General features: G+C 70.2%; 22 protein-coding genes, 2 tRNA genes and 1 pseudogene. 5 read left to right on the top strand and 20 right to left on the bottom strand.

Annotated features, from left to right (window positions below; all coding sequences use genetic code 11):
* Nucleotides 1-116: 116 nt before the first annotated feature.
* Entirely contained in the window at nucleotides 117-2,996 is a 2,880-nt protein-coding gene (leuS, locus tag ACFY0F_RS01535) for a leucine--tRNA ligase (protein ID WP_388787201.1), read from the bottom strand.
* Nucleotides 2,997-3,404: 408 nt separating this feature from the next.
* On the opposite strand from leuS, the gene ACFY0F_RS01530 reads away from it, so the two are divergent.
* Both ACFY0F_RS01530 and ACFY0F_RS01525 read left to right on the top strand, forming a co-directional pair.
* Nucleotides 3,405-4,712 (top strand): cytochrome b/b6 domain-containing protein, encoded by a 1,308-nt coding sequence (locus ACFY0F_RS01530; RefSeq protein ID WP_388787198.1) that lies wholly within the window; start codon nucleotides 3,405-3,407, stop codon nucleotides 4,710-4,712.
* On the top strand, nucleotides 4,709-6,328 hold the full coding sequence (locus ACFY0F_RS01525; protein ID WP_388787195.1) for an NADH-ubiquinone oxidoreductase-F iron-sulfur binding region domain-containing protein: 1,620 nt from the start codon (nucleotides 4,709-4,711) through the stop codon (nucleotides 6,326-6,328). Before ACFY0F_RS01530 ends, ACFY0F_RS01525 begins: the two co-directional genes overlap by 4 nt.
* A gap of 182 nt (nucleotides 6,329-6,510) precedes the next feature.
* Here the strand turns inward: ACFY0F_RS01525 and ACFY0F_RS01520 are convergent.
* Nucleotides 6,511-6,583: transfer RNA gene (locus ACFY0F_RS01520), tRNA-Ala, on the bottom strand.
* Nucleotides 6,584-6,721: 138 nt separating this feature from the next.
* Between ACFY0F_RS01520 and ACFY0F_RS01515 the strand changes: the two genes are divergently transcribed.
* The gene (locus tag ACFY0F_RS01515) at nucleotides 6,722-7,912 is read left to right on the top strand and encodes a glycosyltransferase 87 family protein (RefSeq protein ID WP_388787192.1); all 1,191 of its coding nucleotides are present in this window, start codon (nucleotides 6,722-6,724) and stop codon (nucleotides 7,910-7,912) included.
* Here the strand turns inward: ACFY0F_RS01515 and ACFY0F_RS01510 are convergent.
* The 10 genes and pseudogenes from ACFY0F_RS01510 to ACFY0F_RS01465 all read right to left on the bottom strand — a co-directional run bounded on the left by ACFY0F_RS01510 (nucleotide 7,902) and on the right by ACFY0F_RS01465 (nucleotide 13,112).
* Nucleotides 7,902-8,135: a hypothetical protein gene (locus ACFY0F_RS01510; RefSeq protein WP_006136074.1), complete on the bottom strand. Its 234-nt coding sequence runs from the start codon at nucleotides 8,133-8,135 to the stop codon at nucleotides 7,902-7,904. The two genes, ACFY0F_RS01515 and ACFY0F_RS01510, sit on opposite strands and share 11 nt — an antisense overlap.
* Before the next feature lie 3 nt (nucleotides 8,136-8,138).
* Nucleotides 8,139-8,312 (bottom strand): hypothetical protein, encoded by a 174-nt coding sequence (locus tag ACFY0F_RS01505; RefSeq protein WP_388787189.1) that lies wholly within the window; start codon nucleotides 8,310-8,312, stop codon nucleotides 8,139-8,141.
* A gap of 69 nt (nucleotides 8,313-8,381) precedes the next feature.
* A pseudogene (locus tag ACFY0F_RS01500) lies at nucleotides 8,382-8,669 on the bottom strand (MFS transporter); the annotation flags it as partial.
* Between the two features lie 57 nt (nucleotides 8,670-8,726).
* A tRNA-Ala gene (locus tag ACFY0F_RS01495) sits at nucleotides 8,727-8,799 on the bottom strand.
* A gap of 107 nt (nucleotides 8,800-8,906) precedes the next feature.
* Nucleotides 8,907-9,575, bottom strand: a complete 669-nt coding sequence (locus ACFY0F_RS01490; protein ID WP_388787187.1) for a histidine phosphatase family protein — start codon at nucleotides 9,573-9,575, stop codon at nucleotides 8,907-8,909.
* The gene (gene rsfS, locus ACFY0F_RS01485; protein ID WP_388787185.1) at nucleotides 9,572-10,021 is read right to left on the bottom strand and encodes a ribosome silencing factor; all 450 of its coding nucleotides are present in this window, start codon (nucleotides 10,019-10,021) and stop codon (nucleotides 9,572-9,574) included. Before rsfS ends, ACFY0F_RS01490 begins: the two co-directional genes overlap by 4 nt.
* Before the next feature lie 107 nt (nucleotides 10,022-10,128).
* Nucleotides 10,129-11,868, bottom strand: a complete 1,740-nt coding sequence (locus ACFY0F_RS01480; protein WP_388787182.1) for an LCP family protein — start codon at nucleotides 11,866-11,868, stop codon at nucleotides 10,129-10,131.
* 16 nt (nucleotides 11,869-11,884) lie between these two features.
* Nucleotides 11,885-12,571, bottom strand: a complete 687-nt coding sequence (gene nadD, locus ACFY0F_RS01475) for a nicotinate-nucleotide adenylyltransferase (protein WP_388787179.1) — start codon at nucleotides 12,569-12,571, stop codon at nucleotides 11,885-11,887.
* A gap of 82 nt (nucleotides 12,572-12,653) precedes the next feature.
* A complete protein-coding gene (locus tag ACFY0F_RS01470) occupies nucleotides 12,654-12,818 on the bottom strand; it encodes a hypothetical protein (protein WP_388787177.1) in 165 nt (54 codons plus the stop codon).
* A 132-nt stretch (nucleotides 12,819-12,950) separates the two neighbouring features.
* Complete coding sequence (locus tag ACFY0F_RS01465) at nucleotides 12,951-13,112, bottom strand: hypothetical protein (RefSeq protein WP_388787174.1); 162 nt, start codon at nucleotides 13,110-13,112, stop codon at nucleotides 12,951-12,953.
* Between the two features lie 101 nt (nucleotides 13,113-13,213).
* Between ACFY0F_RS01465 and ACFY0F_RS01460 the strand changes: the two genes are divergently transcribed.
* Nucleotides 13,214-14,308, top strand: a complete 1,095-nt coding sequence (locus ACFY0F_RS01460; protein WP_388787171.1) for a M48 family metallopeptidase — start codon at nucleotides 13,214-13,216, stop codon at nucleotides 14,306-14,308.
* A gap of 27 nt (nucleotides 14,309-14,335) precedes the next feature.
* Here the strand turns inward: ACFY0F_RS01460 and ACFY0F_RS01455 are convergent, their stop codons facing one another.
* The 5 genes from ACFY0F_RS01455 to proB all read right to left on the bottom strand — a co-directional run bounded on the left by ACFY0F_RS01455 (nucleotide 14,336) and on the right by proB (nucleotide 19,274).
* Nucleotides 14,336-15,406 carry a hypothetical protein gene (locus tag ACFY0F_RS01455; protein ID WP_388787168.1) on the bottom strand — a complete coding sequence of 357 codons (1,071 nt, stop codon included), beginning with the start codon at nucleotides 15,404-15,406 and terminating at the stop codon, nucleotides 14,336-14,338.
* A gap of 89 nt (nucleotides 15,407-15,495) precedes the next feature.
* Complete coding sequence (locus tag ACFY0F_RS01450; RefSeq protein WP_388787166.1) at nucleotides 15,496-16,068, bottom strand: hypothetical protein; 573 nt, start codon at nucleotides 16,066-16,068, stop codon at nucleotides 15,496-15,498.
* Between the two features lie 130 nt (nucleotides 16,069-16,198).
* Nucleotides 16,199-17,485 carry a glutamate-5-semialdehyde dehydrogenase gene (locus tag ACFY0F_RS01445; protein ID WP_388787163.1) on the bottom strand — a complete coding sequence of 429 codons (1,287 nt, stop codon included), beginning with the start codon at nucleotides 17,483-17,485 and terminating at the stop codon, nucleotides 16,199-16,201.
* Between the two features lie 116 nt (nucleotides 17,486-17,601).
* Nucleotides 17,602-18,030, bottom strand: a complete 429-nt coding sequence (locus ACFY0F_RS01440; RefSeq protein WP_388787160.1) for a hypothetical protein — start codon at nucleotides 18,028-18,030, stop codon at nucleotides 17,602-17,604.
* A gap of 137 nt (nucleotides 18,031-18,167) precedes the next feature.
* On the bottom strand, nucleotides 18,168-19,274 hold the full coding sequence (proB, locus tag ACFY0F_RS01435) for a glutamate 5-kinase (RefSeq protein ID WP_388789135.1): 1,107 nt from the start codon (nucleotides 19,272-19,274) through the stop codon (nucleotides 18,168-18,170).
* A gap of 242 nt (nucleotides 19,275-19,516) precedes the next feature.
* On the opposite strand from proB, the gene ACFY0F_RS01430 reads away from it, so the two are divergent.
* Nucleotides 19,517-20,956 (top strand): polysaccharide pyruvyl transferase family protein, encoded by a 1,440-nt coding sequence (locus ACFY0F_RS01430; protein WP_388787158.1) that lies wholly within the window; start codon nucleotides 19,517-19,519, stop codon nucleotides 20,954-20,956.
* Nucleotides 20,957-20,992: 36 nt separating this feature from the next.
* Here the strand turns inward: ACFY0F_RS01430 and ACFY0F_RS01425 are convergent, their stop codons facing one another.
* The 3 genes from ACFY0F_RS01425 to ACFY0F_RS01415 form a co-directional block, all read right to left on the bottom strand.
* Nucleotides 20,993-22,204: a glycosyltransferase family 2 protein gene (locus tag ACFY0F_RS01425; protein WP_388787156.1), complete on the bottom strand. Its 1,212-nt coding sequence runs from the start codon at nucleotides 22,202-22,204 to the stop codon at nucleotides 20,993-20,995.
* Nucleotides 22,205-22,497: 293 nt separating this feature from the next.
* Nucleotides 22,498-24,585 carry a hypothetical protein gene (locus ACFY0F_RS01420; RefSeq protein ID WP_388789132.1) on the bottom strand — a complete coding sequence of 696 codons (2,088 nt, stop codon included), beginning with the start codon at nucleotides 24,583-24,585 and terminating at the stop codon, nucleotides 22,498-22,500.
* 188 nt (nucleotides 24,586-24,773) lie between these two features.
* A complete protein-coding gene (locus ACFY0F_RS01415; RefSeq protein WP_388787153.1) occupies nucleotides 24,774-26,270 on the bottom strand; it encodes a D-ribitol-5-phosphate cytidylyltransferase in 1,497 nt (498 codons plus the stop codon).
* Nucleotides 26,271-26,272: the final 2 nt, after the last annotated feature.

Raw genomic sequence — 26,272 nt, 5'->3', positions numbered from 1 at the left:
GCTCCTCCTCCGGCATCGCGCGGCAAGCACCGCGCTGCTCTCCACGGTAAACGGTACGGGCAGGCCCCGGGTTCCAGAGAAACCCCGAACCTGCCCGTAGGGGACTACCCCGAGCGTTACGCCGGAACGATGTTCACCAGCTTCGGCGCCCGCACGATCACCTTGCGGATCCCGGCGCCGTCCAGCGCGGCGACGACCTTCTCGTCGGCCAGCGCCGCCTTCTCCAGCTCCTCCTCGGAGATGGACGGCGACACCTCCAGACGTGCCTTGACCTTGCCCTTGATCTGCACGACGCAGGTCACGGTCTCGTCCACGACGTAGTCGGGGTCGGCGACCGGGAAGTCCCGGTGGACGACCGAGTCGGCGTGGCCCAGCCTGCGCCACAGTTCCTCGGCGATGTGCGGGGCCAGCGGCGCGACCATCAGCACCAGCGGTTCCGCGACCGCGCGGGGCACGGCCGCGCCCGCCTTGGTCAGGTGGTTGTTCAGCTCGGTGACCTTGGCGATGGCGGTGTTGAACCGCAGGCCCTCCAGGTCCTGGCGGACGCCGTCGATCGCCTTGTGCAGGGCGCGCAGCGTCTCCTCGTCGGGCTCCGCGTCGGTGACGGTGACCTCGCCGGTCGCCTCGTCGACGATGTTGCGCCACAGCCGCTGCAGCAGCCGGAACTGGCCCACCACCGCGCGCGTGTCCCACGGCCGGGAGACGTCCAGGGGGCCCATCGCCATCTCGTACAGACGCAGGGTGTCGGCGCCGTACTCGGCGGCGATCTCGTCGGGGGTCACCGCGTTCTTCAGGGACTTGCCCATCTTGCCCAGCAGGCGGGTGACCTTCTCGCCCTGGTAGTAGTACGCGCCGTCGCGCTCCTCCACCTCGGCGGCGGGCACGGCGATGCCCCGGCTGTCGCGGTAGACGAAGGCCTGGATCATGCCCTGGTTGAACAGCTTGTGGAACGGCTCGGCGGAGGAGACGTGCCCCAGGTCGTACAGGACCTTGGACCAGAAGCGCGCGTACAGCAGGTGCAGCACCGCGTGCTCGGCACCGCCGACGTACAGGTCGACACCGCCGTGCGGCAGGCCCTCGCGGGGGCCCATCCAGTACCGCTCGATCTCCGGGTCGACCAGCTTCTCACTGTTGTGCGGGTCCAGGTAGCGGAACTCGTACCAGCAGGAACCTGCCCAGTTGGGCATGGTGTTGGTCTCACGGCGGTACTTCTTCGGCCCGTCCCCCAGGTCCAGGGTGACGTTGACCCACTCCTCGTTGCGGGACAGCGGCGTCTCGGGCTGGGTGTCGGCGTCGTCCGGGTCGAAGGTGCGCGGCGAGTAGTCCTCGACCTCCGGCAGTTCCAGCGGCAGCATCGACTCGGGCAGGGCGTGGGCGATCCCGTCCTCGTCGTAGACGATCGGGAAGGGCTCGCCCCAGTAGCGCTGGCGGCTGAACAGCCAGTCGCGCAGGCGGAAGTTGACGGTGCCCTCGCCGATGCCCTTGCTCTCCAGCCATGCGGTGACGCGGGCCTTGGCCTCGGCGACGCCCAGGCCGTCCAGGGAGATCTCGTCGTTGGCGGAGTTGATGATCTTCGCGTCGTACGAGGCGAAGGCGTTCTCCCACGTCGCGGTGTCGGTGCCACGGCCGTCGGTCGGCTCGACGATGCAGTGGATCGGCAGCTCGAAGGCGCGCGCGAACTCGAAGTCGCGCTGGTCACCGGCCGGCACGGCCATGATCGCGCCGGTGCCGTAACCCATCAGGACGTAGTCGGCGATGAAGACGGGGACCCGTTCGCCGTTGACCGGGTTGGTCGCGTACGCGCCGATGAAGACACCGGTCTTGTCCTTGGCCTCGGCCTGCCGCTCGACGTCGGACTTCGAGGCGGCCTGCGCGCGGTAGGCGGCGACGGCCTCGGTCGGGCTCGCGTGACCGCCGGTCCACACCTCGTGGGTGCCCTCCGGCCAGGCCTGCGGGGTGAACTTCTCGACCAGCGGGTGCTCGGGCGCCAGCACCATGTAGGTCGCCCCGAACAGGGTGTCCGGGCGGGTGGTGAAGACCGTGATGTGCTCGCCGTCCACGGGGAAGTCGACGCGGGCGCCTTCGGAGCGGCCGATCCAGTTGCGCTGCTGCAGCTTGATGGCCTCGGGCCAGTCCAGCGCCTCCAGGTCCTCCAGCAGCCGGTCGGCGTAGGCGGTGATCCGCATGTTCCACTGGCGCAGCTTGGCCTTGAAGACCGGGAAGTTGCCGCGCTCGGAGCGGCCGTCGGCGGTGACCTCCTCGTTGGCCAGCACGGTGCCCAGGCCGGGGCACCAGTTGACGGGCGCGTCGGAGGCGTAGGCCAGGCGGTACTCGCCCAGGACGTCGGCGCGCTCGGCGGCGCTCAGCCCGTTCCAGGACCGGCCGCCGGGCACCGCGCGCTCACCGGATTCGAACTGCGCGACCAGCTCGGAGATCGGGCGGGCCCTGCGGGCCTCGTCGTCGTACCAGGAGTTGAAGATCTGCAGGAAGATCCACTGGGTCCACTTGTAGTAGTCCGGGTCGATCGTGGCGAACGACCGGCGCTTGTCGTGGCCCAGGCCCAGCCGGCGCAGCTGGGACTTCATGTTCTCGATGTTGGCCTCGGTGGACACGCGCGGGTGCGTGCCCGTCTGCACGGCGTACTGCTCGGCGGGCAGGCCGAAGGCGTCGAAGCCCAGGGTGTGCAGGACGTTGTGGCCGGTCATCCGCTGGAACCGGGCGTACACGTCGGTGGCGATGTACCCCAGGGGGTGGCCGACGTGCAGGCCCGCACCGGAGGGGTACGGGAACATGTCCATGATGAACTTCTTGGGCCGGGCGGTCAGCTCCGGGTCGCCGGCCAGGTCACCCTTGGGGTTCGGCGCCGCGTAGGTGCCCTCGGCGTCCCAGAAGTCCTGCCAGCGTGCCTCGATCTCGGCCGCCAGAGCGGCCGTGTAGCGGTGCGGCGCTGCCTCCGCCGACACGGCAGTGGCGGCAGCGGGGTTCGTCTCGCTCATGATCCTCAAAGCTCCATCGGTCGTCTCTGCCTGCGGCTGCGACATTCAAGAAAATGAAAAATCCCCTCGCACAGGAGGGGACGCCGCGCCGATGCCGACCCCGGCTCCCACCGGCGGTCGGGACTGATCAGCGCGGCCCGCTAAGCAGAAGGCGTACGGCACGCATGGCGTTAGGGTACCGCAGGCCTTGAGCAAGCCGCGACGCTCTTACGTATGTCCCTACTGACCACGTCAGCCACTCGACCAAGGATCGCGGTTACTTCGCGTAACACCCTCTAAGGGACATCGCAACAGATGGGATCGTCCTTTGGATAACAACGCAATAACTCAAACCTCGTACTGATCGGTATGGCGCCATTTAGAGTTCGGCAGCGGGACCGCTTTCCCGAACCGCTCGGAGTTGCCCCCATGAACCCTCGTCCTATCAACAGCTCGCTCCCCAAACCCGGCCGGTCGGCGTACGGGGTGGCGACCGCTGTCGTCCTGCTGCTCATACCCGTGGTGGTGCTGTACGGAGGCCAGTGGCTCCAGGACTTCCTGAACTTCGGCGCGGGCGTCCTTTCGCTCGTCAGCCTCACCAGCTCGGTGATCTGGGGCCTGGTGACCCAGGACCGGATCTTCCTGAACACACGCCAGCGGATCGTCTCCCAGGCCATCCACCGGGTGCTCGCCATCGCCTCGATCGCGTTCCTCCTGGTGCACGTGACCATCAAGCTGGCGCTGTCCCACACCGTCCTGATCGCCGCGCTGATCCCCTTCAGCCTCGGCGTCAGGGGCAGCTCGGGACTGATCGGTCTCGGCTCGCTGGCCGGTCTGCTCATGATCTTCGTGGGCATCACGGGCGCGCTGCGCAACCAGTTCGCCAGCCCGGCGCCGGTCGCGGCCCGCTGGCGCGCGATGCACATGCTGGCCTACCCGGCCCTGTGCGCGGCACTGATCCACGGCCTGTTCTCGGGCCGCTTCGCGAAGCCGTTCTTCATGTGGTCCTACGAGGCGTGCCTGGTCGCCATCATCGCGGCCCTCGCCCTGCGCTCCGCCCCCCGGTCCTTCAAGCGCAAGGTCTCCGCCCAGCTCATGGCCATCCTGGGCGGCGGGGAGCGGCAGGAACTCGACGACCTGGACGCCAGCCGCGCCAGGGTGGCGGAGGGGACCTCCTTCGGGGCCGGCGGTTCCTCGCTGCCGGGCTACGACAAGCCGGGAGCGTTCGGCGACACCGGCTCCTTCCCGCGCGCGGCGGCGCCCTCGGCCCCCAGGTACGAGGCCCCGGAGCCCGCCGGGTCCGGCTTCGCGGCCGCCTACCGCGCCGTCACGCCTCCCGGACAGGCCCAGCAGGGCTTCGCGGCCGGCCAGACCGCGCGCATCGACATGCCGATGGACATGCAGGCCACGGAGGCTTTCCCGCGGGTGGACGGCCCGTCCAGCACCTCGGGCAGCTGGCCGATCCCGTCCCCGCCGCCGGTCGGCGAGGCCCCGCCGTCGGCCTACGACCCGCTGGCCGACACCGGATACACCACCCCGGTCTACAACAATCCGGGCGGCGGCGGGTACGGCGGACGTGATGCGTACAACACCGGTGAGACGAACACCGCCTACGCCACGTACAACTCAGGCGACGCGTACAACAATGGTCCCGCCAACCAGCCGTCGCCCGGTGCGTCCTTCGACTCACCGGGATCGGGCGAACCTTGGAACACGCCTTCCGGAGGCTATAGGTGAACGAGGCCCTGCCCGACGTCCCAGAGGTCCGCGTGGTCGGACTTCCGCAGCTCACGTCTGGCTTTGACCTTGTAGAAAGACTCGACCTGCCCATGCACCTGAAGGTGCATGGGCCGCTCGAACCGTTGGGCGGCGAGCAGCTCGCGCAGCTCGCCGAGGCCATCAGCCTCAAGGGGCGCGGCGGCGCGGGCTTCCCCTTCCACAAGAAGCTGCGCTCGGTCGCCGAGTCGGCGATCAAGCGCGGTGTCCGCCCGGTCGTCGTCGTCAACGGCAGCGAGGACGAACCGGCCTGCCGCAAGGACACGGTCCTCATCAACCGTGCCCCGCACCTGATCCTGGACGGCGCCCTGCTGTGCGCGGAGGCGCTGGGTGCCCGCACCCTCGTGATCGGTGTCACCCGTGAGTCCACGCAGCGCTCCATGGAGGCCGCGCTCAACGAGCGCGGCCTGGGCACCGGCCGCCGCTCGGCGCTCAAGGCGTTCGTCCAGCGCAACCCGATCCGCATGGTCACCGGCGCCGCCGCGTCGCTGATCCGCTCGATCGACGGCGGTCCGGCGATCCCGCCCGGCCGCAAGACCAGCGCCTCGCAGAACGGCGTGGGCGGCGCCCCCACCCTGTTGTCGAACGCCGAGACGTTCGCCCAGCTGGCCATCGCCGCCCGTATCGGCCCGGAGCGCTACGGCAACACCGGCCTGTACGACGAGCCGGGCACCGTCATGCTCACGGTCTCCGGGGCGGTCGCCCGCCCCATGGTGATCGAGGTCCCCACCGGTGTGCCGCTGCGCTACGTCCTGCAGCTGGCCGGCGCCCCGCCGGTGCCGCAGGGCGTGCTGACCGGTGGTTACCACGGCAAGTGGATCGACGCGGCGACCGTCAACGAGGCGATCGTCTCCCGCAACTCCCTGGACGCGGTGGGCGGTGCGCTGGGCGCCGGTGCGATCCTGCCGATCAGTCAGGACACCTGCCCGCTGGGCGAGTCGCTGCGGGTGGCGCAGTGGCTGGCGGAGGAGAGCGCGGGGCAGTGCGGTCCCTGCTACCTCGGTCTGCCGGCCGCCGCGCGCGGCATGGAGGACATCCTCAACGGCGGCGGGCCGGCCGCCCTGGAGGCGCTCAAGCAGGTCGCCAAGAACGTCAAGCGGCGCGGCGCGTGCTCGCACCCGGACGGCTCGGCGATGTTCCTGGAGTCGACGGTCAAGGCGTTCACCGACGACCTGGCGGCGCACGTCCTCGGAAACGGCTGTGGACGGCCCGTGGAGGGCGTTCTGCCGCTCTTCGAGGACGGCAAGATGCCTACGGGCATCCCGGGCGGCGGCGAACCGGCGGAGATCGACAACGGCAACAGCCGTCAGAAGATCTACGTCGACTGGACGCTGTGCCGGGGCCACGGGCTGTGCGCGGACATCCTTCCGGAGGTCTTCGAACTCGGCGCGGACGGTTTCCCGACGGTGGCGCAGGCGAAGGTGCCGCGCTACGCCGAGGCCAAGGCCCTGCGCGCGGTGCGCCGCTGCCCGGCACTCGCCCTGCGCATCGAGGAGGAGGCCTCTCGGGACCGGGCCCCGGGCCGCAACCTCCCGGTGCTCTCCCAGGGCCGGGGACGCCGCGCCCTGGGCCGCTGAGCGCACATACGGCAGACGGCACACACGGCAGACCGGCAGGCACGAACGGCGGGCCGGCACCTACGGCGGGTCACCCGAATTCACGGGTGACCCGCCGTTTGCCATACGTCTGCCGAAATCGGCCGAACCCGGAACACGCGAAAGGCGGACCACTCGATCGAGTGATCCGCCTTCTACTTCTGTGGAGCTAAGGAGAATTGAACTCCTGACCTCCTGCATGCCATGCAGGCGCTCTACCAACTGAGCTATAGCCCCTTGTCCTCACGCGGCCGGGCCGCATGTTGACCGTGTCGCCCGGTTTCCCTGGCGGCGACGCCAACATTACACGGTCGTAGGGGTGCAGTACCAAATCGTTTCCGTTCCGGACCTGTATGGGCGCTAATGTCGCCTTTCGTGCCCGTGATCGCGCCCCCCGCAGCCCACCGCCGTACGACCACAGCCCTCGGAGCATGCCTGGTCTCCTTCGTCGCGTTCTGGATCGCGCAGCGGGCCGCGCACGTGTCGATGATCGACCTGAAGGTGTACCGGGCGGAAGCCGCGACCGTCCGCGCGGGCGGCGACCTGTACGCGCTGCGGACCACCGCCGCGCGCCTGCCCACCACCTACCCGCCGTTCGCGGCCCTGCTGTTCACACCGCTGACGCTGCTGGACACCGGCCTGCTGCGCACCCTGGCGAGGGCCGGGAACCTCGCGCTGCTGGTGGTGTTCGCGCGGCTGTCGCTGCGACTCGTGGGCCACGCGCGCGAGGAGGCCGCCTGGTGGATCGCGGCCGTGGCCGTGTGGTGCGAGCCGGTGTGGACGACCATGCGCTACGGACAGATCAACCTGCTGATCGCCGTCCTGGTGCTGTGGGACCTCTCCCGCCCCCCGGGGGCCCGCTGGGCGGGAGCGGGTGTGGGACTGGCCACGGCGGTGAAGCTGACGCCCGCGCTGTTCGCGGTGTTCCTGCTGGCAACGGGCGCCGTGGCACGGTTCAGGGGCGACGGCACAGGGCCCTGGCTGCGGCACGCGCGCGGGGCGGCCGTCGCGTTCGCCGGGGCGACCCTGCTCGCGGCGGCCCTCCTGCCGGGCGACTCGTGGCGGTTCTGGACCGGCATGGTGTTCCGCACCAGCCGGGTGGGCCGCGCCGAGGAGACCGCGAACCAGGCCCTGCGCGGCGTCCTGGCGCGGCTTCTGCACACGCCGGACCCGGGAGCCGTCTGGGCCGCCACGGCGGCACTGGTGGCCCTGCTGGGGCTGACCGTGGCGGTCGCGGCGGAACTGCGCGGCGAGCGGGCTTGGGCGGTGGTCGGCTGCGCGGTGACCGCGCTGCTGGTCAGCCCGGTGTCGTGGTCGCACCACTGGGTGTGGTGCGTGCCCCTCGTGCTGCTGCTGTGGACGCGCGGACACCGCGCGGGAGCCGTGGGTACGGCGCTGGTCTTCGGCTCGTACGCCCTGTGGTGGGTGCCGCACGGGCCGGGGCGGCCCGAACTGCACCAGGGGCTCGCTCAGTTCGCGCTGTCGGCCCTCTACGGCGGGACCGGTCTGCTCTTCCTGGTGCTCGCCGGACATCGTTGCCGAGGCCCGGCGGGGGTCAGGCCGTGACGAACGAATAGAACCGCTTGAGCGTGCAGTGCTCCTCGAGGAGCCGGCCGTAGATCGGCTCGCCCTCGAGTTCGCGGTACGTCTCGATCGGGTCGCCTTTTATGATCAGCGCCCGCGCGCATTCCTCGCACCAGTACTGGTAGTCGGGATTGATCGGCTCCATGTCACGGACGATGGGCGTACCGCTCCCGCACCAGTCGCACTTCCGCCTGTGTGCACCCATCGATCAGCTCCAGCTGTGGCCGCAGGCCGTGCACACGTAGGAGATCCCGCCGTTGTCGCCGAGGACCTGCGCCACGTGACCGGAACCGCAGGAAGGGCAGCTGAGCCGGGTGGCCGTGTCCCGTATCACCGCCGCACCGAGGAGGTGGTCGACCTCCTCGAGGATGCTCGCAGGCATCGCTACTCCCTCCCGTCGGGCCGCGCCCCCTTCCGGCCGTTTGATTCTGCCACGGCCGGACCAATACGGTCAGCGACGCCTCAGTACCAGTCCGGACACGGCACCCACCGCCGCCGTGCCGGCCGGCGCCCACGCGCACACTGAAAGCGCCTTCGCGGAGGTATACGCCTCCGGGGCGCCAAGTGACTCAAGCCGGTTCGGGAACAGTGTGCCGAACGCCGCCACGCCGATCGGCCGACCGAGCTGCGCGACCGTCGCCTCCGCGGGCCGGACGGCGGCCAGGGCACCCGTGAGCGTCGCGCCGAAGACCACGGCGGTCGGCACGAAGGGCAGGTGAAGAACAGAAAATCCCGCCCCCTGAGGGGACGGGATCCTCATCACCGATCTTTGACAACTCAACAGAGTGCCGATCCGTGGAGCTAAGGAGAATTGAACTCCTGACCTCCTGCATGCCATGCAGGCGCTCTACCAACTGAGCTATAGCCCCTTGTTGTCCGGCCCCGCTCGGCGGGGCGAACAAGAAGAACTTTAGCCTGCGACCTGCCAGAAAGTGAAATCCGCGCCTGCACTGGACCGGCGCGCCCGGACCGTGCCCTAGTCGTCGTCGCCGAGGACGGGCTCCGGGAGGGTGCCCGCGTTGTGCTCCAGCAGCCGCCAGCCGCGCACGCCCTCGCCGAGGACGGACCAGCAGCAGTTGGAAAGGCCGCCCAGCCCTTCCCAGTGGTGTGCCTCCAGGCCGAGGAGACGGCCGATGGTGGTCCGGATGGTGCCGCCGTGGCTGACCACCACGAGGGTGCCGTCCTCGGGCAGCTTGTCGGCGTGCCGCAGCACGACGGGGGCGGCGCGGTCGGCGACCTCGGTCTCCAGTTCGCCGCCGCCTCGGCGGACCGGCTCGCCGCGCTTCCACGCCGCGTACTCCTCGCCGTACCGGGCGATGATCTCCTCGTGCGTCAGCCCCTGCCAGACGCCCGCGTAGGTCTCCCGCAGCCCCTCGTCGCGGGTGACCTCCAGACCGGTGAGGGCGGCGAGCTCGGCGGCGGTGAGCACGGCCCGCTTGAGGTCCGACGAGATGATCGCGTCGGGCCCCAGGGAGGCGAGCAGCCGTGCCGCGCGCCGGGCCTGTCCGGTGCCGGTCTCGGTCAGCTCCACGTCCGTGGTGCCCTGGAAGCGGCGCTCCAGGTTCCACGCGGTCTGGCCGTGCCGCCACAGGATGATGCGGCGACCGCGGCCCTTGCGGTCGGTCACCTCACCGGTGGCGCTCATCGCCACTCCCCGCCCGGTTCGTCGGCGTCCTCGGCGGCGGCCTGCAGCTTGGCGTGCTCCTCGGCCTTGCCGCGGGTGGCCTTGGCGTCGGCGGGCAGCTCGATCTCGGGGCAGTCCTTCCACAGGCGTTCCAGCGCGTAGAAGACGCGCTCCTCGCTGTGCTGGACGTGGACGACGATGTCGACGTAGTCGAGCAGGATCCAGCGGGCTTCGCGGTCGCCCTCACGGCGCACCGGCTTGGCGCCGAGGTCCTTCAGGAGCCGCTCCTCGATCTCGTCGACGATCGACTTGACCTGGCGGTCGTTGGGTGCGGAGGCCAGCAGGAAGGCGTCCGTGATCGAGAGCACGTCGCTGACGTCGTAGGCGATGACGTCATGGGCGAGCTTGTCTGCGGCCGCCTGGGCGGCGGTGTTGATGAGCTCGAGAGAACGGTCGGTGGCGGTCACTACTTGGCTTTCCGTCGGCGGTCACTTGACACCAAGGGTCTCATGAGCCGCCGGGGTACCCCCACGTGATTGACGTGTCACGTGGGGGTGGCCCGGCCGGTGACGTCCTAGGACGACGACGGTTTGTAGTCCTGCCCGAGGATCACCGAGACGTCGGCGCCCGAGCTGACCGTCCCCTTCCTCACCGAGCCGGAGGGCAGGCCCAGGGTCTTGGCGACCTCGGTGGCGTTCTCCTTCTCGGCGGCGTCGGCGTAGACCACCTGGGACGCCGGGCGGGTGGCGGACGCCGTGCCGGCCTCCAGGAAGGTGAAGCCGCCGTTGACGATCACCACGCGGGCCTTCTCGGTGTTGTCCTTGGCGCCGGTGGCGTTCTGGACGGACACCCGGACCGCCGAGCCCGCCTCGGGGCTCTTGGCGGTGCCGCCGAGGATGTTCTTCACCACACTGTCGCTGGTCTGCGCGCTCAGCGTGCCGTCGGACTGGACCGGCAGGAGCGTGGTCCTGTAGTCGCCGCCCTTGGCCAGGTCGGCGAGCTTGGCGAGGAAGGTGCCGAGGTCCTTGTCGCTGAGCGAGGGGTCCAGGATCTGCGCCAGCGTCTGCACGGTGGTGGTGGCCACCGTGGGGTCGGAGGAGATCTTGCGCAGCACGCCCTGCATGACCTGGCCGAACCGCTCCAGCTGGGCGTCCTCGGACTCGCCGGAGGCCCGGTAGGTGGCGTAGGCGACGGCCATCTTGCCGCTGAGGGTCTGGTCCTCGCCCTTGTGGACGAGGGGCGCGGTGCCCTTCTTCTTGGCGCCCGGGTCGGGCACGTCGGTGTTGGTGTCGATGTCGATGTTGCTGACCAGCTCGACGAGGTTCTCCAGGTAAGGGGTGTCGAGGCGCCAGGTGCCCTCGATGTTGGTACCGAGGACGGTGTTCAGCTGGTCGACGGTGCCTGAGGAGCCGTCGTCCTTGACCGACTTGGCCAGCGTCGTCGTGGTGCCGTCGTCACCGGCCATGGCGAGCGAGTTGGGCAGCAGCACGGTGGTGCCCTGCTTGGTGGTGGTGTTGTCCACGAGCAGCGCCGTCGAGGTGCCGCCCTTGGCGGTGTCGTGCAGGTGGACGACTATCACGTCGCGCTTCTGGGCGCCCGCGGCCGTGGTGGTGCCCGACTTCGCGCCGGAGGAGGACAGGCCGGGGAGTTTTCCGGCGTACCAGAGGTAGCCGACGCCGCCGACCGCGACCAGTGCGAGCACCACGGCGAGGGCGATGACCCGGCTGCGGGCGCGGCGGCGGGCCTCCTCACGGCGCTCGGTCCGGTTCTCCGTGAACTTCAGCCAGTCGATGACGTCCTCGGACTCGGCGTCCGGGTCCTCGACGAAGGCGAACTGCTCGGTGCGGTAGTCCCGTTCCTCGGCGGCCGGGGTCGTCCCCTCCTCGGCCTCGGCCTCGGCCGGTCCGGTCTGCTGCGGGATGTAGGCGGTCTGCTCGGCGACCCGGGGCTGCCGGCCGCCGGCCGCCGCCTGTCCGCCGGTCGCCGCCTGTCCGTAGGGGTCGTACCCCGGTGCGGGACCGCCCGGGTTCCGCGGCCCGGTGCCGTACTGGTCGTAGGAGCCGTACGAGTCGTACGAGTCGTGGGAGGTGGCCGGCGTCTGCGGGCCGTGGTCGTAGGTGTCGTACGACGGCTCGGACTGCTGCTCTCCGGTCGCGTACGGGTCGTAGCCGTAGCCGGGCCGGCCGTACTGGTCGTACGCCTGCTGGGGGGTCTGCTGTGCGGGCACCTGCCGGTAGACAGGCTGCCCGTACTCGTCGTAACCGACCAGCTCGTACTGGTCTCCCCCGTACCCCGGGTCGTATCGCTCGTTCACCGGTGCCCCTCTCGGCTCACTCGCCGCGGTACAGCTCGCGCTTGTCGATGTAACGCACGACTCCGTCCGGCACCATGTACCAGATGGGGTCGCCCTTGGCGACTCTCGCGCGGCAGTCCGTGGAGGAGATGGCGAGCGCGGGAACCTCGACGAGCGTGACGCCGCCCTCCGGAAGTCCGTGGTCGGTCAGGTGGTGGCCCGGGCGGGTCACCCCGATGAAGTGCGCCAGGGAGAACAGCTCCTCGCTGTCGCGCCAGGTCAGGAGCTGGGCGAGGGCGTCGGCGCCGGTGATGAAGAACAGGTCCGATTCCGGGTTGAGCGCGCGCAGGTCGCGCAGGGTGTCGACGGTGTAGGTGGGACCGCCGCGGTCGATGTCGATGCGGCTCACCGAGAACTGCGGGTTCTCGGCGGTCGCGATGACCGTCATCAGGTAGCGGTCCTCGGCCGGGGAGACCTTGCGGTGACTCTTCTGCCACGGCTGTCCGGTGGGGACGAACACCACTTCGTCCAGCTGGAACTGCGCGGCGACCTCGCTGGCCGCCACGAGGTGCCCGTGGTGGATCGGGTCGAACGTCCCGCCCATCACTCCCAGGCGGCGCTTGCCCGTGTGCGCGGGGCCGTTGCCCGGCCGGTACTCGGGGGCCTTGACCGTGTCGTCGGACGTCTCGTTCGCCGGACCGGTAGGCATGTCCTGCTCTCCCATGCGTGCAGACCCTACCGGCCCGGCCCGAGAGCCCGGGCCGCCGGATCCGGGGCGCCCGGATCCCGGGCGACGGATCTCCGGCTCAGCGGTCGCGGTTGAAGCGGGTGGTGATCCACAGCAGGAGCAGCAGGATGAACAGGGCGCTGCCGCCGGTGACGTAGGGGCTGAGGCTTTCGTGGTTTCCGCCGTGCTCCCCGCCCTCGGCGGCGAGGGTGACCAACTGGGCAGCGGTGCTGTGGAGGCTCATCTTCGGCAGGACCTATCCGGTGTGGGCGGGATAAAGATGTCGGCTCATCGTATGCGGGCGGTCCCGGGCCGATCACGCCGACTCCGCTGTTGCGGCAAGCCGGGGCCGGCGCCGGGGAACTCCACGGGCCGCTCAGTCGTCCTTCCGTTTGTACCCGCGCAGCAGGAACCAGGCGGTCAGCGCACAGCCCAGAACCATCACGACCAGTACGATCTTGAGCAGGCTCCCCGTACCGTGCTGGGGGGCGGCGTCGGCGGCCTCGGTCAGCCAGGCGGCTGCGGGGATGTGCTCCATGACGGACTCCTTCGGCTGTACTGCCCGTCCACGGTATCTCCGCCTAGGCTGGGGCCTGCCTCGGGGGCGCATGGGGCACATCAGACGCGCATGGGGGAAGAATGTCCGACGACGGCCACGCACAGAACGGGCACGGGGACGGCAGCGTACCGAGCAGGCAGCGCAGGCGTTTCCCGGGGATCTCCTCCCGTGCCTACGAGCACCCGGCCGACCGCTCGGCCCTGGTGGCCCTGCGGAAGCTGAGCGGTTTCGACACGGTGTTCAAGGCGCTCAGCGGGCTGCTTCCGGAGCGGAGCCTGAGGCTGCTGTTCCTGTCCGACTCGGTGCGCGTCTCGGACCAGCAGTTCGCCCACCTCAACGACATGCTGCGGGACGCCTGTTACATCCTGGACCTGGAGAAGGTCCCGCCGATGTACGTCACCCAGGACCCGCAGCCGAACGCGATGTGCATCGGCCTGGACGAGCCGATCATCGTCGTCAGCACGGGCCTCGTCGAGCTGCTCGACGAGGAGGAGATGCGGGCGGTGGTGGGCCATGAGGTGGGGCACGCGCTGTCCGGCCACTCGGTGTACCGCACGATCCTGCTGTTCCTGACGAGCCTCGCGCTGCGGGTGGCCTGGATACCGCTCGGCAACCTGGCGATCATGGCGATCGTGACGGCGCTGCGGGAGTGGTTCCGCAAGTCGGAACTGTCCGCGGACCGGGCCGGCCTCCTGGTGGGGCAGGACCTGCGGGCCTCGATGCGCGGCCTGATGAAGATCGCGGGCGGCAACCATCTGCACGAGATGAACGTGGACGCGTTCCTGCAGCAGGCCGAGGAGTACGAGTCCGGGGGCGATCTGCGCGACTCCGTGCTGAAGATCCTCAATGTGCTGCCCCGCTCCCATCCGTTCACCACCGTGCGGGCGGCCGAGCTGAAGAAGTGGGCCGAGTCGCGGGACCACCAGCGGATCATGGACGGGCACTACCCGCGACGCAGCGAGGACAAGGACACCTCGGTCAGCGATTCGTTCCGGGAGTCGGCGGCGCACTACGCCGATCATGTGAAGAGCTCCAAGGATCCGCTGATGAAGCTGGTCAGCGATCTCGCCGGCGGGGCCGGGGACCTGGGCGGCCGGGTGCGGCGCGGCTTCGACGGCTTCACCAGCCCGCCGCCGCCGAAGACTCCCCCGCAGGACACGCCGGACGCCGAGTAGACGCGGAGCAGCAGGCCCGCTCGCCCCTCACACCTTCGGCTGCGCTCCTGCGGCCAGCGTTCCGCACAGGGCGGTCGCGCTGCCCGTGGCGTAGGGGTCCGTGCCCGCCGGACCGCCCGCCTTGGCGGTCTGGCCCGCCAGGAGGGGGCGCAGGTGGTTGGTGGAGTCCTCGGCGCAGGACAGGGGGCCCGCCTGGACGTAGGAGACGACCAGCTGGACCTGGTGTGTGCGCAGGTCCTCGCGGTCGAAGCGGAAGGTCAGCTCCCGGCGGACGGTGAACAGGGACACCGGGGTCTTGGCATCGGCGCCGGTCGGCCGGAGCGCGTAGACGAACGTGTGGTCCGCGGTCACCTCGAGCGTGGAGGAGTCGGTCTCGGCGGCCTGCAGGCTGCCCTGGACACGTACCTTCTGGTCGGCCAGCTCGGCGCGGGCGGGGTCGAAGCGGACCAGCCATCCGGTGGGGGCGTGGCGGCCGTCGGCGGCGGGATGCTCGAAGCTCTGGTCGAACTGGTCGAGTTGTCCGGGGTCGATGAGGGCGCGGGCGGGCTGGACCTCACTGCTGTCGAGGACCTCGGGGTAGAGCGCGGAGCGGACGATGTAGTCCTTGGCGGTGCTGAGCGCGGCCACGACCTGGCTGTCCGAGAAGTGCACGGTGCTCCGGGAGGCGGGCAGCGGTATGCCCTCGGCGCCGACCGCGAACTGGGCGGCGGGGCTGTGCGCGTACAGGTACTCGGCGTCGGCCGTCCCGGGCACCTTGCCCTGCAGGGCCAGCGGGATGACCGTCATCCGCAGGGGGTCGACGGTCCGCCGGGCCTCGGAGGAACCGTAGGGGTGGCGTACGCCCATGTAGATCGCGGTGCCGAAGGCGACCACGATCAGCAGGGCCAGGATCAGTACCTGCCGGGACAGTCCCCGGTGCAGGGGCGGACGACGGCGGACGGCGGGCGCGTGGTCCGCCATGCGCTCCTGGGCGGAGTACTCCTGCAGTCGGGCAGCACGGACGAACGACTCGTCGAACACGACGGATCGGTACTCGTCCTCTCCACCGACGGGGCCGCCCTCGGGTGTCCCCTCTGGTGGGTCTCCAGGCCCGCCCATACTTTCAGAGTAGGTCCCGCGAGCCTCGGGTAAACGCCCTGGTACACGACAAGTTCTGACAGGTTCTCACCAAAGGCACCCGGGGCTGCTCAGGGCGAGCGCGGGATGGCCGAGACCGCGGGCGGGCGGGACTCGGCGGACGTGGTGGGGGCCGCGGCGGTGCCCTGTTCGAGGCCGGCCGGAGGGGGCGACGGAAGCTGGTCCCGGCTGCCCGAGGAGGTCCCCCGGTAGACCGCGGCGAAGGCCAGTGCGACCATGCCGACACCCATCACGACGGCGAGCAGCCAGGCGACGGGCCGACGCCAGCGGACCTGCTTGCCGTAGGGCCCGGGGGCGCTCCAGCGGTCGCTCAGGAACTCGGGGTCGTCGAGGCCGTCCAGGTCCGGATCACGGGCGAGATCGGTGCCGTCGGGACTGTACCGCTCGTCGTACCGCTCGCCTCTGGCGTGGGCGCGGCGGGCCTCGGCCTCCGAGGCCTCGGCTCTCGCCTGGGCGGCGGCCAGGAGGCGTTCCACGGCGGTCGGCTCGTGCACCACGGCCGCTCGTATGAAGGCCTCGTCGAAGACCACGGAGGCGAACTCGTCGTCCGGCACTCCGTGGTCGTGGTCGTCGTCGGGCTCCCGGCCGTCAGAGAACGGCGTGCCCCCCACGTCCTCCGGCACGGGTCCAGAGTAGTCCCGGGGGGTCGATTTGGGCAGACTGTAGAGAAATTCAACCGCCTGGTGAGACGCCTCTCACGGATCTTGCAGGACACCGCGGGACCCTGCGGGACCGTGCGGTGCCCGGCCGGCGTCAGCGCCGTACGTGCCCGTCGCCGGTGACGATGTACTTGGTGCTGGTCAGCTCCGGCAGACCCATCGGGCCGCGCGCGTGCAGCTTCTGCGTGGAGATGCCGATCTCGGCGCCGAAGCCGAACTGGCCCCCGTCGGTGAAGCGGGTGGAGGCGTTGACCGCGACCGTGGTCGAGTCGACGAGCTGGGTGAAGCGGCGGGCGGCCTGCTGGGAGGTGGTGACGATGGCCTCGGTGTGACCGGAGCTCCACAGCCGGATGTGGGCGACCGCCCGGTCGAGGGAGTCGACGACGGCGGCGGCGATGTCGTACGAGAGGTACTCGGTGTCCCAGTCGTCCGGCGTGGCCTCGACCACGGTGGCCCGGGAGTCCTTGGCGTACGCCATGACCCTTTCGTCGGCGTGCACGGTCACTCCGGCCTCGGCGAGGGCGTCCAGGGCGCGCGGCAGGAACTCGGGGGCGATGTCCTGGTGGACGAGGAGGGTCTCGGCGGCGTTGCAGACGCTGACCCGCTGGGCCTTGGAGTTGATCAGGATGTCGATCGCCATGTCGATGTCGGCCGCCGCGTCGACGTAGACGTGGCAGTTGCCGGTACCGGTCTCGATCACCGGGACGGTGGACTCGTTGACCACGGTCTGGATCAGGGAGGCGCCGCCGCGCGGGATGAGCACGTCGACGAGCCCGCGGGCACGCATCAGCTCGCGCACGCTCTCCCGGTTCTCCCCCGGCACCAGCTGGACGGCGTCGGCGGGCAGCCCGGCGCCTCCGACGGCGTCCCGGATCACCCGGACGAGGGCGGTGTTCGACTCGTAGGCGGAGGCGGAGCCGCGCAGAAGCGCCGCGTTGCCGGACTTGAGGCAGAGGGCTGCGGCGTCGACGGTGACGTTCGGCCGGGCCTCGTAGATGATGCCGACCACGCCGAGCGGGACGCGGACCTGACGCAGGTCGATGCCGTTGGGCAGGGTCGAGCCACGGACCACCTCACCGACCGGGTCGGGCAGCTTCGCCACGTCGCGCACGTCGGAGGCGATGGCCCGGACCCGCTCGGGGGTGAGGGTGAGCCGGTCGACGATGGCCTCGCTGGTGCCGTTCTCCCGGGCCTTGGCCACGTCCTTGGCGTTGGCCGCGACGATCTCGCTCGTGCGGACCTCCAGGGCGTCCGCGATGGCGAGCAGCGCGTCGTCCTTCACGGCGCGCGGCAGCGGCGCGAGGTCGGCGGCGGCGGACTTGGCGCGGTAGGCGGCCTGGGTGACCGGGGACATCGAGTCGTACGGCGAGAGCGTGGTCATGGGGGAAGCGTAGTGCGGCCAACCGGCGCGTTCACGGTTCATCCCACACCCCGAGACGGGCCCCGAGACGCCTTCTGGACGGCCCCGGGCGGATTCAGGAACGGACTAGAAACGGACTAGAAGGGATGAATTCCCACGGGGGTCGCGGGCGGCGGTCCGTAGCCCTCGGCGACGCGCTGGTGGTAGGTCTCGCGGTCGATGACCTCCAGGCCGACGATCTCCCAGGGCGGCAGACCCGACGTCTGCCGGTGCTCGCCCCACAGGCGCAGGGCGACGGCGGCGGCGTCGTGCAGGTCGCGGGCCTCTTCCCAGTAGCGGATCTCGGCGTGGTCGTTGGCGTATCTGCTGGTCAGCAGGAAGGGGTGGTCGTGGGCGAGCTGCTCCAGGGCACGCCTGAGATCCCCCAGGGGGACCTCCTGCCCGGAGACGCTGAGGGTGACGTGCCACAGGCGGGGCAGGTCGGCGGGCTCCTCGTAGGTGTCCCCGGCCGCGACGCTCGTCAGAGCACCGCGGGACGCCGCCGCACCTGGGCGCACTCGTCTCACGACGGCCTCCTTCTCGCTGTGACCGTGCCGGGGCGTGCGCCTGAAACACGCCCCTCAGCAAAGTTGAGCAGGCCGCAGGGCTTCGTGTGGCCGTTTTACGGAACGTCCCCCACCGGAGTCCGCCGTCGCGTCCCGTTCTACGAGTGCAGGATCACCAGGTCGTCCCTGTGTACGACCTCGCGTTCGTACTCCGGGCCGAGTTCCCGCGCCAGCTCCCGGGTCGACCGTCCGATCAGCCGGGGGATCTCCTTGGCGTCGAAGTTGACCAGCCCGCGGGCCACGGCGCGCCCGCTGCCGTCCCTCAGCTCGACCGGGTCGCCGGCGTTGAACTCGCCCTCGACGGCGGCGATCCCGGCGGGCAGCAGTGACGTGCGGCGCTCCACCACCGCTCGCACCGCGCCGTCGTCCAGGGTCAGGGACCCCTGCGGGGCGGAGGCGTGCTGCAGCCACAGCAGCCGGTGGGTGGAGCGCTTGCCGGTGGCGTGGAAGTAGGTGCCCGTGTCGCCGCCGCCGAGCGCCTCGGCCGCGTGGACCGCGCTGGTGAGGACGACGGGGATGCCCGCGGCGGCGGCGATGCGGGCGGCCTCCACCTTGGTGACCATGCCGCCGGTGCCCACCCCCGCCTTGCCGGCGCTGCCGATCTCGATGCCCTCGAGGTCGGCGGGTCCCCGCACCTCGGCTATCCGCGAGGTGCCGGGCCTGGTGGGATCCCCGTCGTAGACGCCGTCCACGTCGGACAGCAGGACCAGGAGGTCGGCGTGGACGAGGTGGGCGACGAGGGCGGCGAGACGGTCGTTGTCCCCGAAGCGGATCTCGTCGGTGGCGACGGTGTCGTTCTCGTTCACCACCGGGAACGCCCCCATGGCCAGCAGCTTGTCGAGCGTGCGGGAGGCGTTGCGGTGGTGGGCCCGGCGGCTCATGTCGTCGGAGGTGAGCAGCACCTGCCCGACCCGGACGCCGTGCCGGGCGAAGGAGGCGGTGTACCGGGCCACCAGCAGGCCCTGGCCGACACTGGCGGCGGCCTGCTGACGGGCGAGGTCCTTGGGGCGGCGGCGCAGACCCAGCGGGGCCAGTCCGGCGGCGATGGCCCCCGAGGAGACCAGCACGATCTCCCGCTCTCCCCCGGTCCGGCTCTTGGCGAGGACGTCCACGAGCGCGTCCACCCGGTCGGCGTCCAGCCCGCCCGCGGCGGTGGTCAGCGACGAGGAACCCACCTTGACGACGATCCTGCGGGCCTCGCTCACGGCCTGCCTTGCCCCAGCCACCTTGCTCCTCTGTTCCTCGCGTCAGTGCCGCCCCTGCCCGGCAATCTACGCGAAAGAGATCGATCGGCGCGCGCCGGTTTCACCCCCCGGACAGGCCCCCGACCGGCGTCGGTGACCACATGATCACTCTTCGCGTACGGCAAAAAGGTTGTGCTGGTTGCATATAGAAATCAAAGTCCACGCAAACTTAATTTGAAGGTGTGTCACCTAACGTTCGCCCTGTGAAGCGCATACTCCTCCGCTCGGGGAAGAGCCCCTACGACGTCGTCCCCCTGGAGGAGGCCCTCCACAGAGATGTCATAGCCACCAACTCCGGCAACCTGATCTTCAGCGACGCCGCCCACAAGATCCTCGAGACACCCGGTACCGAGGTGGTCTCGAACGGCATCGGGAGCGACGCGTCCGCGGCGGGCCGGATCAACGAGGAGTACGACGCCTTCGTCGTACCGCTCGCCAACGCGTTCAGGCCGTCGTTCGAGGCCGGACTGAAGCGCCTGACCCGGCTCATCGGCCGGCTGCGGATCCCGGTGGTGGTCCTCGGGGTCGGTGCGCAGACCGGGGCGGACTACAACCCGGAGCGGCTGAAGCGGATCGAACCGGCCGTGCGCGAGTTCTGCGCGGCGGTGCTCGACCGCAGTGCGTCGATCGGTGTGCGGGGCGAGTTCACCGAGCAGTACCTCAAGGACATGGGCTTCCGGGACGTCGAGGTCATCGGCTGCCCCTCGCTGTTCATGTACGGGCGCCGGCTCGATGTGCGCAAGGAGGCGGCGGAGCTGACGGCCCAGTCGCGGATCGCCGTCAACGGCTCGCACAACGCGGTGCGGAAGCAGGGCCTGGACCGGATCGTCGCCCGCACCCACGAGCGCTATCCGAACCTGCGCTTCGTCGGCCAGAACCTCAGCGACGCACGGCAACTGCACTGGCGGGACCTGTCGGACCCGAACGCCGAGGTGACCGCGATGCCGACGCACCCGGACCACCCGATGTACCGGGAGGGCAAGGTCCGCGTGTACATCGATCCCCTCACCTGGATCGACGACCTGCGGGCGTTCGACTTCTCCTTCGGTTCCCGGATCCACGGCAACATCGCGGCGCTGCTGGCCGGCACGCCGGCGACCGTGCTGTGCGGGGACTCGCGGACGCTGGAGCTGTGCCGGTACTTCGGCATCCCGCACCGGCTGCTCGCCGAGGTCGTCAAGGACCCCGAGGCCACCGACCCCGCCCGGCTGTACGCGAAGGCCGACTTCGGGGCGCTGGTCGGCGGGCACGGGGAGCGCTTCGAGCGGTTCACCGGGTTCCTGGACAGGAACGGACTGGAGAACACCTTCACGCACGGCGACGGCGGCGCGGCCTTCGAGGAGCGGATGCGGTCGCTGTCGTTCCCGCCGGGCATCCGCCCCTGGAACGACATGGACGTCGACTCCCTGACCACCCGGTTCGGCTGGCTGTACGGCCGTGTCAGCGAACTGTCGCAGGACAACGCGCAGTTGCGCAGGGAGCTGGCGCGGGCGGGAGCGAAGTCGGCCAAGGCGAAGACGAAGGCCACCGCGAACACCGGTGCCAAGGCCGTGCAGGTCGCCCCCGCCGCCAGCGTCTACCGCCGCGCCCGCCGCGTGGTGGGCCGCCCCATCAAGCGGGCCCTGCAGGGCGGGCGGCAGTAGGAGCCCCGAGGAGCCGGGGCTCCCGCTCCGGTCCGGTCAGGCCGCCGCCGTGAAGCCCGCCCTGGGCAGCGAGCGCCGTACCTTGCGCAGCGCGCGTCGCAGGAAGGAGTTGGCGGCGGCCTCCCGGTATCCCTCGAAGGCCCGGGCCTCACGCGCCTCGGCGAGGTACACCCAGTCGGGGATGCCGGCCTTCCTGGAACGGAAGTGCGGGTAGACGAGGTAGACCTCGGTGCCCCGCTTCTCCAGGATGGCGGCGGCCTGCTTCTTCGCCCTGACGAACTCGATGACGTCCGCGAGGAGTTCGGGCCGCTGCATGGCCACCAGGTGCAGCCGCAGCCGCTCGTGGACCTTCAGGAGCCGGGCGACCTCGGGGTTCCAGTGGGCGTCCATCAGGGGCTTGGCCAGCTCCAGCTTGTGCCGCCGCACCTCCTCGCTGTCCTTGAGGTACTTGGGCCCGAACTGCGGCAGCAGGGTGATGAGGAAGGGCCGGACCATGAGCATGTTCCGCTTGGGGCCGGCCGGGACCATCCGCGTGATCAGGTCCATCAGGGCGCGCGCGGAGTCGAAGCGCAGGGTGTAGCTGCCGGACTTGGTGACGTGCTTGCCGTCGTCGCGGCCGACCAGGTAGTAGCAGGTGTGGTCGGCGACGACGGAGACGCCGTCGGCCCGCAGGTAGGCCTCCATCGTGAACAGCGCGTCCTCGCCGGTCCACAGCGACTCGTCGAAGCGCATGCCGTGCCGCTCCAGCAGCTCGCGGCGGAACAGCTTCTGCGCGCTGAGCGTGAACTTGATGTTGGACGAGAAGACGTCGGTACGGTCGAGGGTCTTGCCCCACATCGACTTCGGCGCCGTGCGGTTGACGCCCTCCACGCGGCCCAGGACCACGTCGGTGCCGTTCTTGTCGGCCATGGCGACCATGCGCTCCAGGGCCTGAGGGCCGAGCCGGTCGTCGGCGTCCAGGAAGAACACGTACCGCCCCGACGCCTTGCTCAGGCCGACGTTGCGCGGACCGCTGGGACCGCCGGAGTTCTTCTGCCGGATCACGGTGACCGGCATGGCGGTGCGGGCCGCGAACTCCTCCAGGTACTCCCCCGTCCCGTCGGTCGAGCCGTCGTCCACCGCGATGACCTCGATGCGCTCCGGGTCGATGGTCTGTGCCTCGACCGAAGCCAGGCACTCGACCAGGTACGGCATCGCCTCGTACGCCCCGATGATCACGGTCACATCAGGCTGCGTCACGACGGTCACGTTTCCCCCTTGTCACGTTTCTCCATGGCCTATGGAGCATGTCCCCGAAACCCCTGGTTAGCGGTCAGTTAGACGAGTGGCCACGTGAAGCGGTTGCCCCAACACCCGGAATCAGTGGCGTACGTCACACAGCGACGGAACAGGTTCGTTTCGCGGCGGGCGGCACCGGACTGTACGGAGCGGCGGTAAGAGCTGCTCAGGGGGCGCGGTAAGAGCCGGACAAGAGAACGGCCCTCGAGGACGGGAGTCCTCGGGGACCGTTCGGGGCCGGACGGATCAGGCGGCCGGACGGGTCAGGCGGTCACACCGTCCGACTCACCGGCCGACGGCAGCCGTTGACCGGGCACCGCGTTCGTCAGCTCGGCCGTCTCGGCGGGGTCGACGTTGGCGCCGGCCAGACGGGTCTCCTGACCGGCGTTGCGGGCCTCGGACTTGAGGGCGAGGGCCGCCACCGCCGCGTTGAACTGGTCGATGGACGTCGGCTCGTCCGGGCCCAGCAGGTACTGCTTGAGCTCCTTGCGGTCGGCGGCCAGCGGGTCGGCGGCCGGGTCGCGCACGGCGTCCAGCAGCCCGCCCAGCTCGGCCGCGCTGTTGGAGAGGATCACGGCGGCGCGCACCGCCGTGTTCTGCCGCTTGAACTCCTCCACGCCCACCTCGGCCGAGTCCGTCACCGCGTACGGCTTGCCGCTGGCGATGAAGTCGGACACCACGCTGGAGATGTCGGAGACCATGGCGTCGGAGACGTTGAAGCAGTCGTACAGACGCGGCTCGGCGCCCTTGATGACCCGGTGCTCCCAGGTCGGGAAGGCGCCCCAGTAGGCGGTGTTCCACTCGGCGCGCAGCCGGGCGACCTCCTCGTGCCGGGCGGCGTCGACCAGGCCGTCCCGGCTGGCCTCGGCCTCGTCGCCCCTGTCGCCGCCCTTGCCGGACAGCTCGGCGAGGCGGGCCTCGATCCGGGCCAGCTCGGCCTTGGCGCGGTCCTGGGCGGCGGTGTCGACGGTGAAGCGCGGGTCGGCGGCGCGCTCGGCGGCGGCCTTCTCCACCAGGGCGGTGATCCGCCGGTGGGCGGCGCCGGCCTCCTTGCTGACCGTGCCGGTGAAGGGGTGCGGCTTGTACAGGACACGGACCGGCGGGTCGGCCGTCACCAGCCTGTTCACGATGTTCTCACCGGCGAGCACGATCGAGGTGTTGCCGGGGTTGCCGTCCCAGCCCTCCCAGGTGGGGGCGTACAGCACGGTCGGGATACGTCCCTCGGGCACGCCCTGCCAGGTCCGGATCGGTGCGAGCTGCGGGCGTCCGACCTCGACTATGTCGTCGTCGCGGACGCCGACGTCGGCGATGGCGTAGCGGTCGCGGCCCGCCCGGCCGGCGGTCCACACCTCGTCGTACACCTTGCTGTACGGGTTGACGCTGGCGAGCTTGTCGCTGTCGCCGTGACCGATGAAGACGTGCTTCATGGTGGGGACGCGCAGCAGGTGGATGTTCTTGCCGACGTTCGCCGCGTACAGCGCGACCCGCACCGTGGTCAGGTCCATGTTCATCAGGTGCACCCCTCCGGGCACGCAGATGACCGGAACCGTGGTGGGCGCCAGGTTGTTGAGGATGACCCGCTCGCGCAGGAGGATCAGCGGCCGGGTGTCCAGCTGCTCCATCGTCTCCAGCCACATGTTGACCTGGTACGCGGAGTCCTTGGAGCCGGAGAAGTACAGCACCGTCTCGGGCTTGTACTCGGCCAGCCAGTCGTCGACGGCGGCCAGCACCTGCTCCGCCTTCGGCGGGGTCTTCCGGCCGCGTACGTACGGCACGAGCGCGAGCACGTACAGCGCGCCCAGGCCGATGGTGAGGCCGATGCCGATGAATCCGGCGACGGCCGTGTCCATCACTCCGGAGACCAGCAGGCCGGCGACGGCCGCGAGGTCGAGGTGCAGCATCTTCTCGGCGGAGCGGTGCAGCAGGCGGCGCGGCGGCGCGTCCGGGATGCGGATACGGGACTTCAGGTCGACGTTGCGGGTGGCGACCGGCATCCGGCGGCGGTTGCGGATCAGGGTGACCAGCGCGCCGTGCGGGGCCTGCAGACCGTAGAAGGCGATGAAGCAGGCGATGGCCCCGTAGAAGATCAGGTTGTCCGAGAGGGACAGCCGGGCCAGCAGCAGGATCAGCAGCAACTGCCGGATCAGGAAGCGGATCGACAGGCCGGCCCGCACCTTGCTGAGGCGGTTGATCAGGTAGCTGCCCTTGCGGTGCAGATAGTGGTCCGCCAGGTACGTCACGGCGGCCGCGGCCGCGAAGGCGTACACACTCGGGACGAGCGCGGCCAGCATGAGCGCCGGGAAGCCCAGGATCATGAGGGCCGCCGCGGCGAGCTCTGCCGCGCTGCCCACCCGGGCCACGCGTATAGCGGTGGATATCACGGAGAAACCTGCTCTGGGAGGGGAAGTGCCGGTCTTGTTCGGGAATGGTGCGGGTTTGCGGGCGATTTGCAAGGTGTACGGATTCAGGCCTCTGCGAACGCCCGGTGAACGGGTGCCCGCAGAGGCCTGAATTCCTTAAATCTGATTACCGTCGATTATTACACGCCGTCCTGACGGTCCAGGACGGAGGCCAGCGCCTGCTCGAAGCCGGAGGCCTGCGCGGCGCCCGCCGTCGGGTCCTGCTGACGGACGTCGATGACGTGCCCGGTCAGCTCCGACAGCAGCACGTCGAGCGAGGTACGGGCCACGGCCTCGGAGGAGAGCAGGCTGCCCGCGGGCTCCTGGCCGAAGGCCTTGGTGCGCATCGGGGTCGCGGTGCGCTCGGGGTTGATGCAGTTGACCCGGATGCCGTCGCCCGCCCACTCGTCGGACAGCGCCTGGGTGAGGTTCACCATGGCCGCCTTGGTGGAGGAGTACAGGCTGTACTCGGCGCGGCCGCGGGTGTAGCTGCTGGAGGTGTACAGCAGCAGCTGGCCGTTGGTCTCCGCCAGGTACTTGTAGGAGGAGCGCGCGATCTGCACCGGCGCCAGGTAGTTGACCTTCAGCGCCTCCTCGATGGTGGCGTTGTCGGTCTCGGCGAGCTTGCCTATGCGCAGCACGCCCGCGGTGTTGACCACGTAGTCGATCCGGCCGGTCTCGGCGTAGGCCTTGGACAGTGCGTCGTCGACCTCCTCCGGGTTCTCCACGTGGGTGCCCGTGGTGGAGCGGCCCAGCGCGTAGACCTTGGCGCCGTAGGACTCGGCGAGTTCGGAGATGTCCTTGCCGATGCCGTACGAGCCGCCGAAGACGACGACGGTCTTGCCGGTGAGCAGCTCGCGGTAGGCGTCGTCGCCGTTCTGCTCGGGCGCCGCGGTGGAGGCGAGCTGGAACAGCTTGTCGGCGATGAAGACGTCGACCGGCTGCGTCACCTTCATGTTGTACTCGTCGCCCGCCACGACGTGGATCGGCACGTCCGGCAGGTACTTGAGCACGACCGAGCAGTCGTCGGTGGCCTGGAAGTTGGGGTCGCCCGCCGCCACCTCGTAGGCCCGCTTGATCGTGGACAGCTTGAAGGCCTGCGGGGTCTGGCCGCGGCGCAGCCGGGAGCGGTCCGGGATCTCGGTGATGAACTCGCCGTCCTGGCCGTGGGTGCGCGTGACGATGATGGTGTCCGCGGACGGGATGGCCACGTCCACGGCCTCGTAGCGCTCCAGCGCGGCCACGCAGTCGTCGATGACGCGCTGCGACAGCAGGGGGCGGACGGCGTCGTGGAAGAGGACGTTGACGTCCTCGCCCTCGGCCAGGCCCTCACCGAGGGCGTCGATGGCGCGCTCGGTGGTCTCGTTCCGTGTCGAGCCGCCCTCGATGATCTTCTTGACCTTGGTGAACCCGGCCTTGGCGACGATCTTCTCGACGTCGGGCACGTAGCCCGGCGCCATCAGCACGATGATGTCGTCGATCGAGTCGGCGTTCTCGAAGGTGGTCAGCGTGTGCTCGATGACTGCCTTGCCGGCGATCTTCAGCAGCTGCTTGGGGATCGACAGACCCACGCGCTGACCGGTGCCACCGGCCAGGATCACTGCGGTGGTACGGGGCTTGGCTATGTGCTGTGACACAG

This window comes from Streptomyces sp. NPDC001544, from assembly GCF_042894285.1.
Taxonomy (GTDB): Bacteria; Actinomycetota; Actinomycetes; order Streptomycetales; family Streptomycetaceae; genus Streptomyces.
This window is presented reverse-complemented; position numbering and strand designations above follow the sequence as displayed.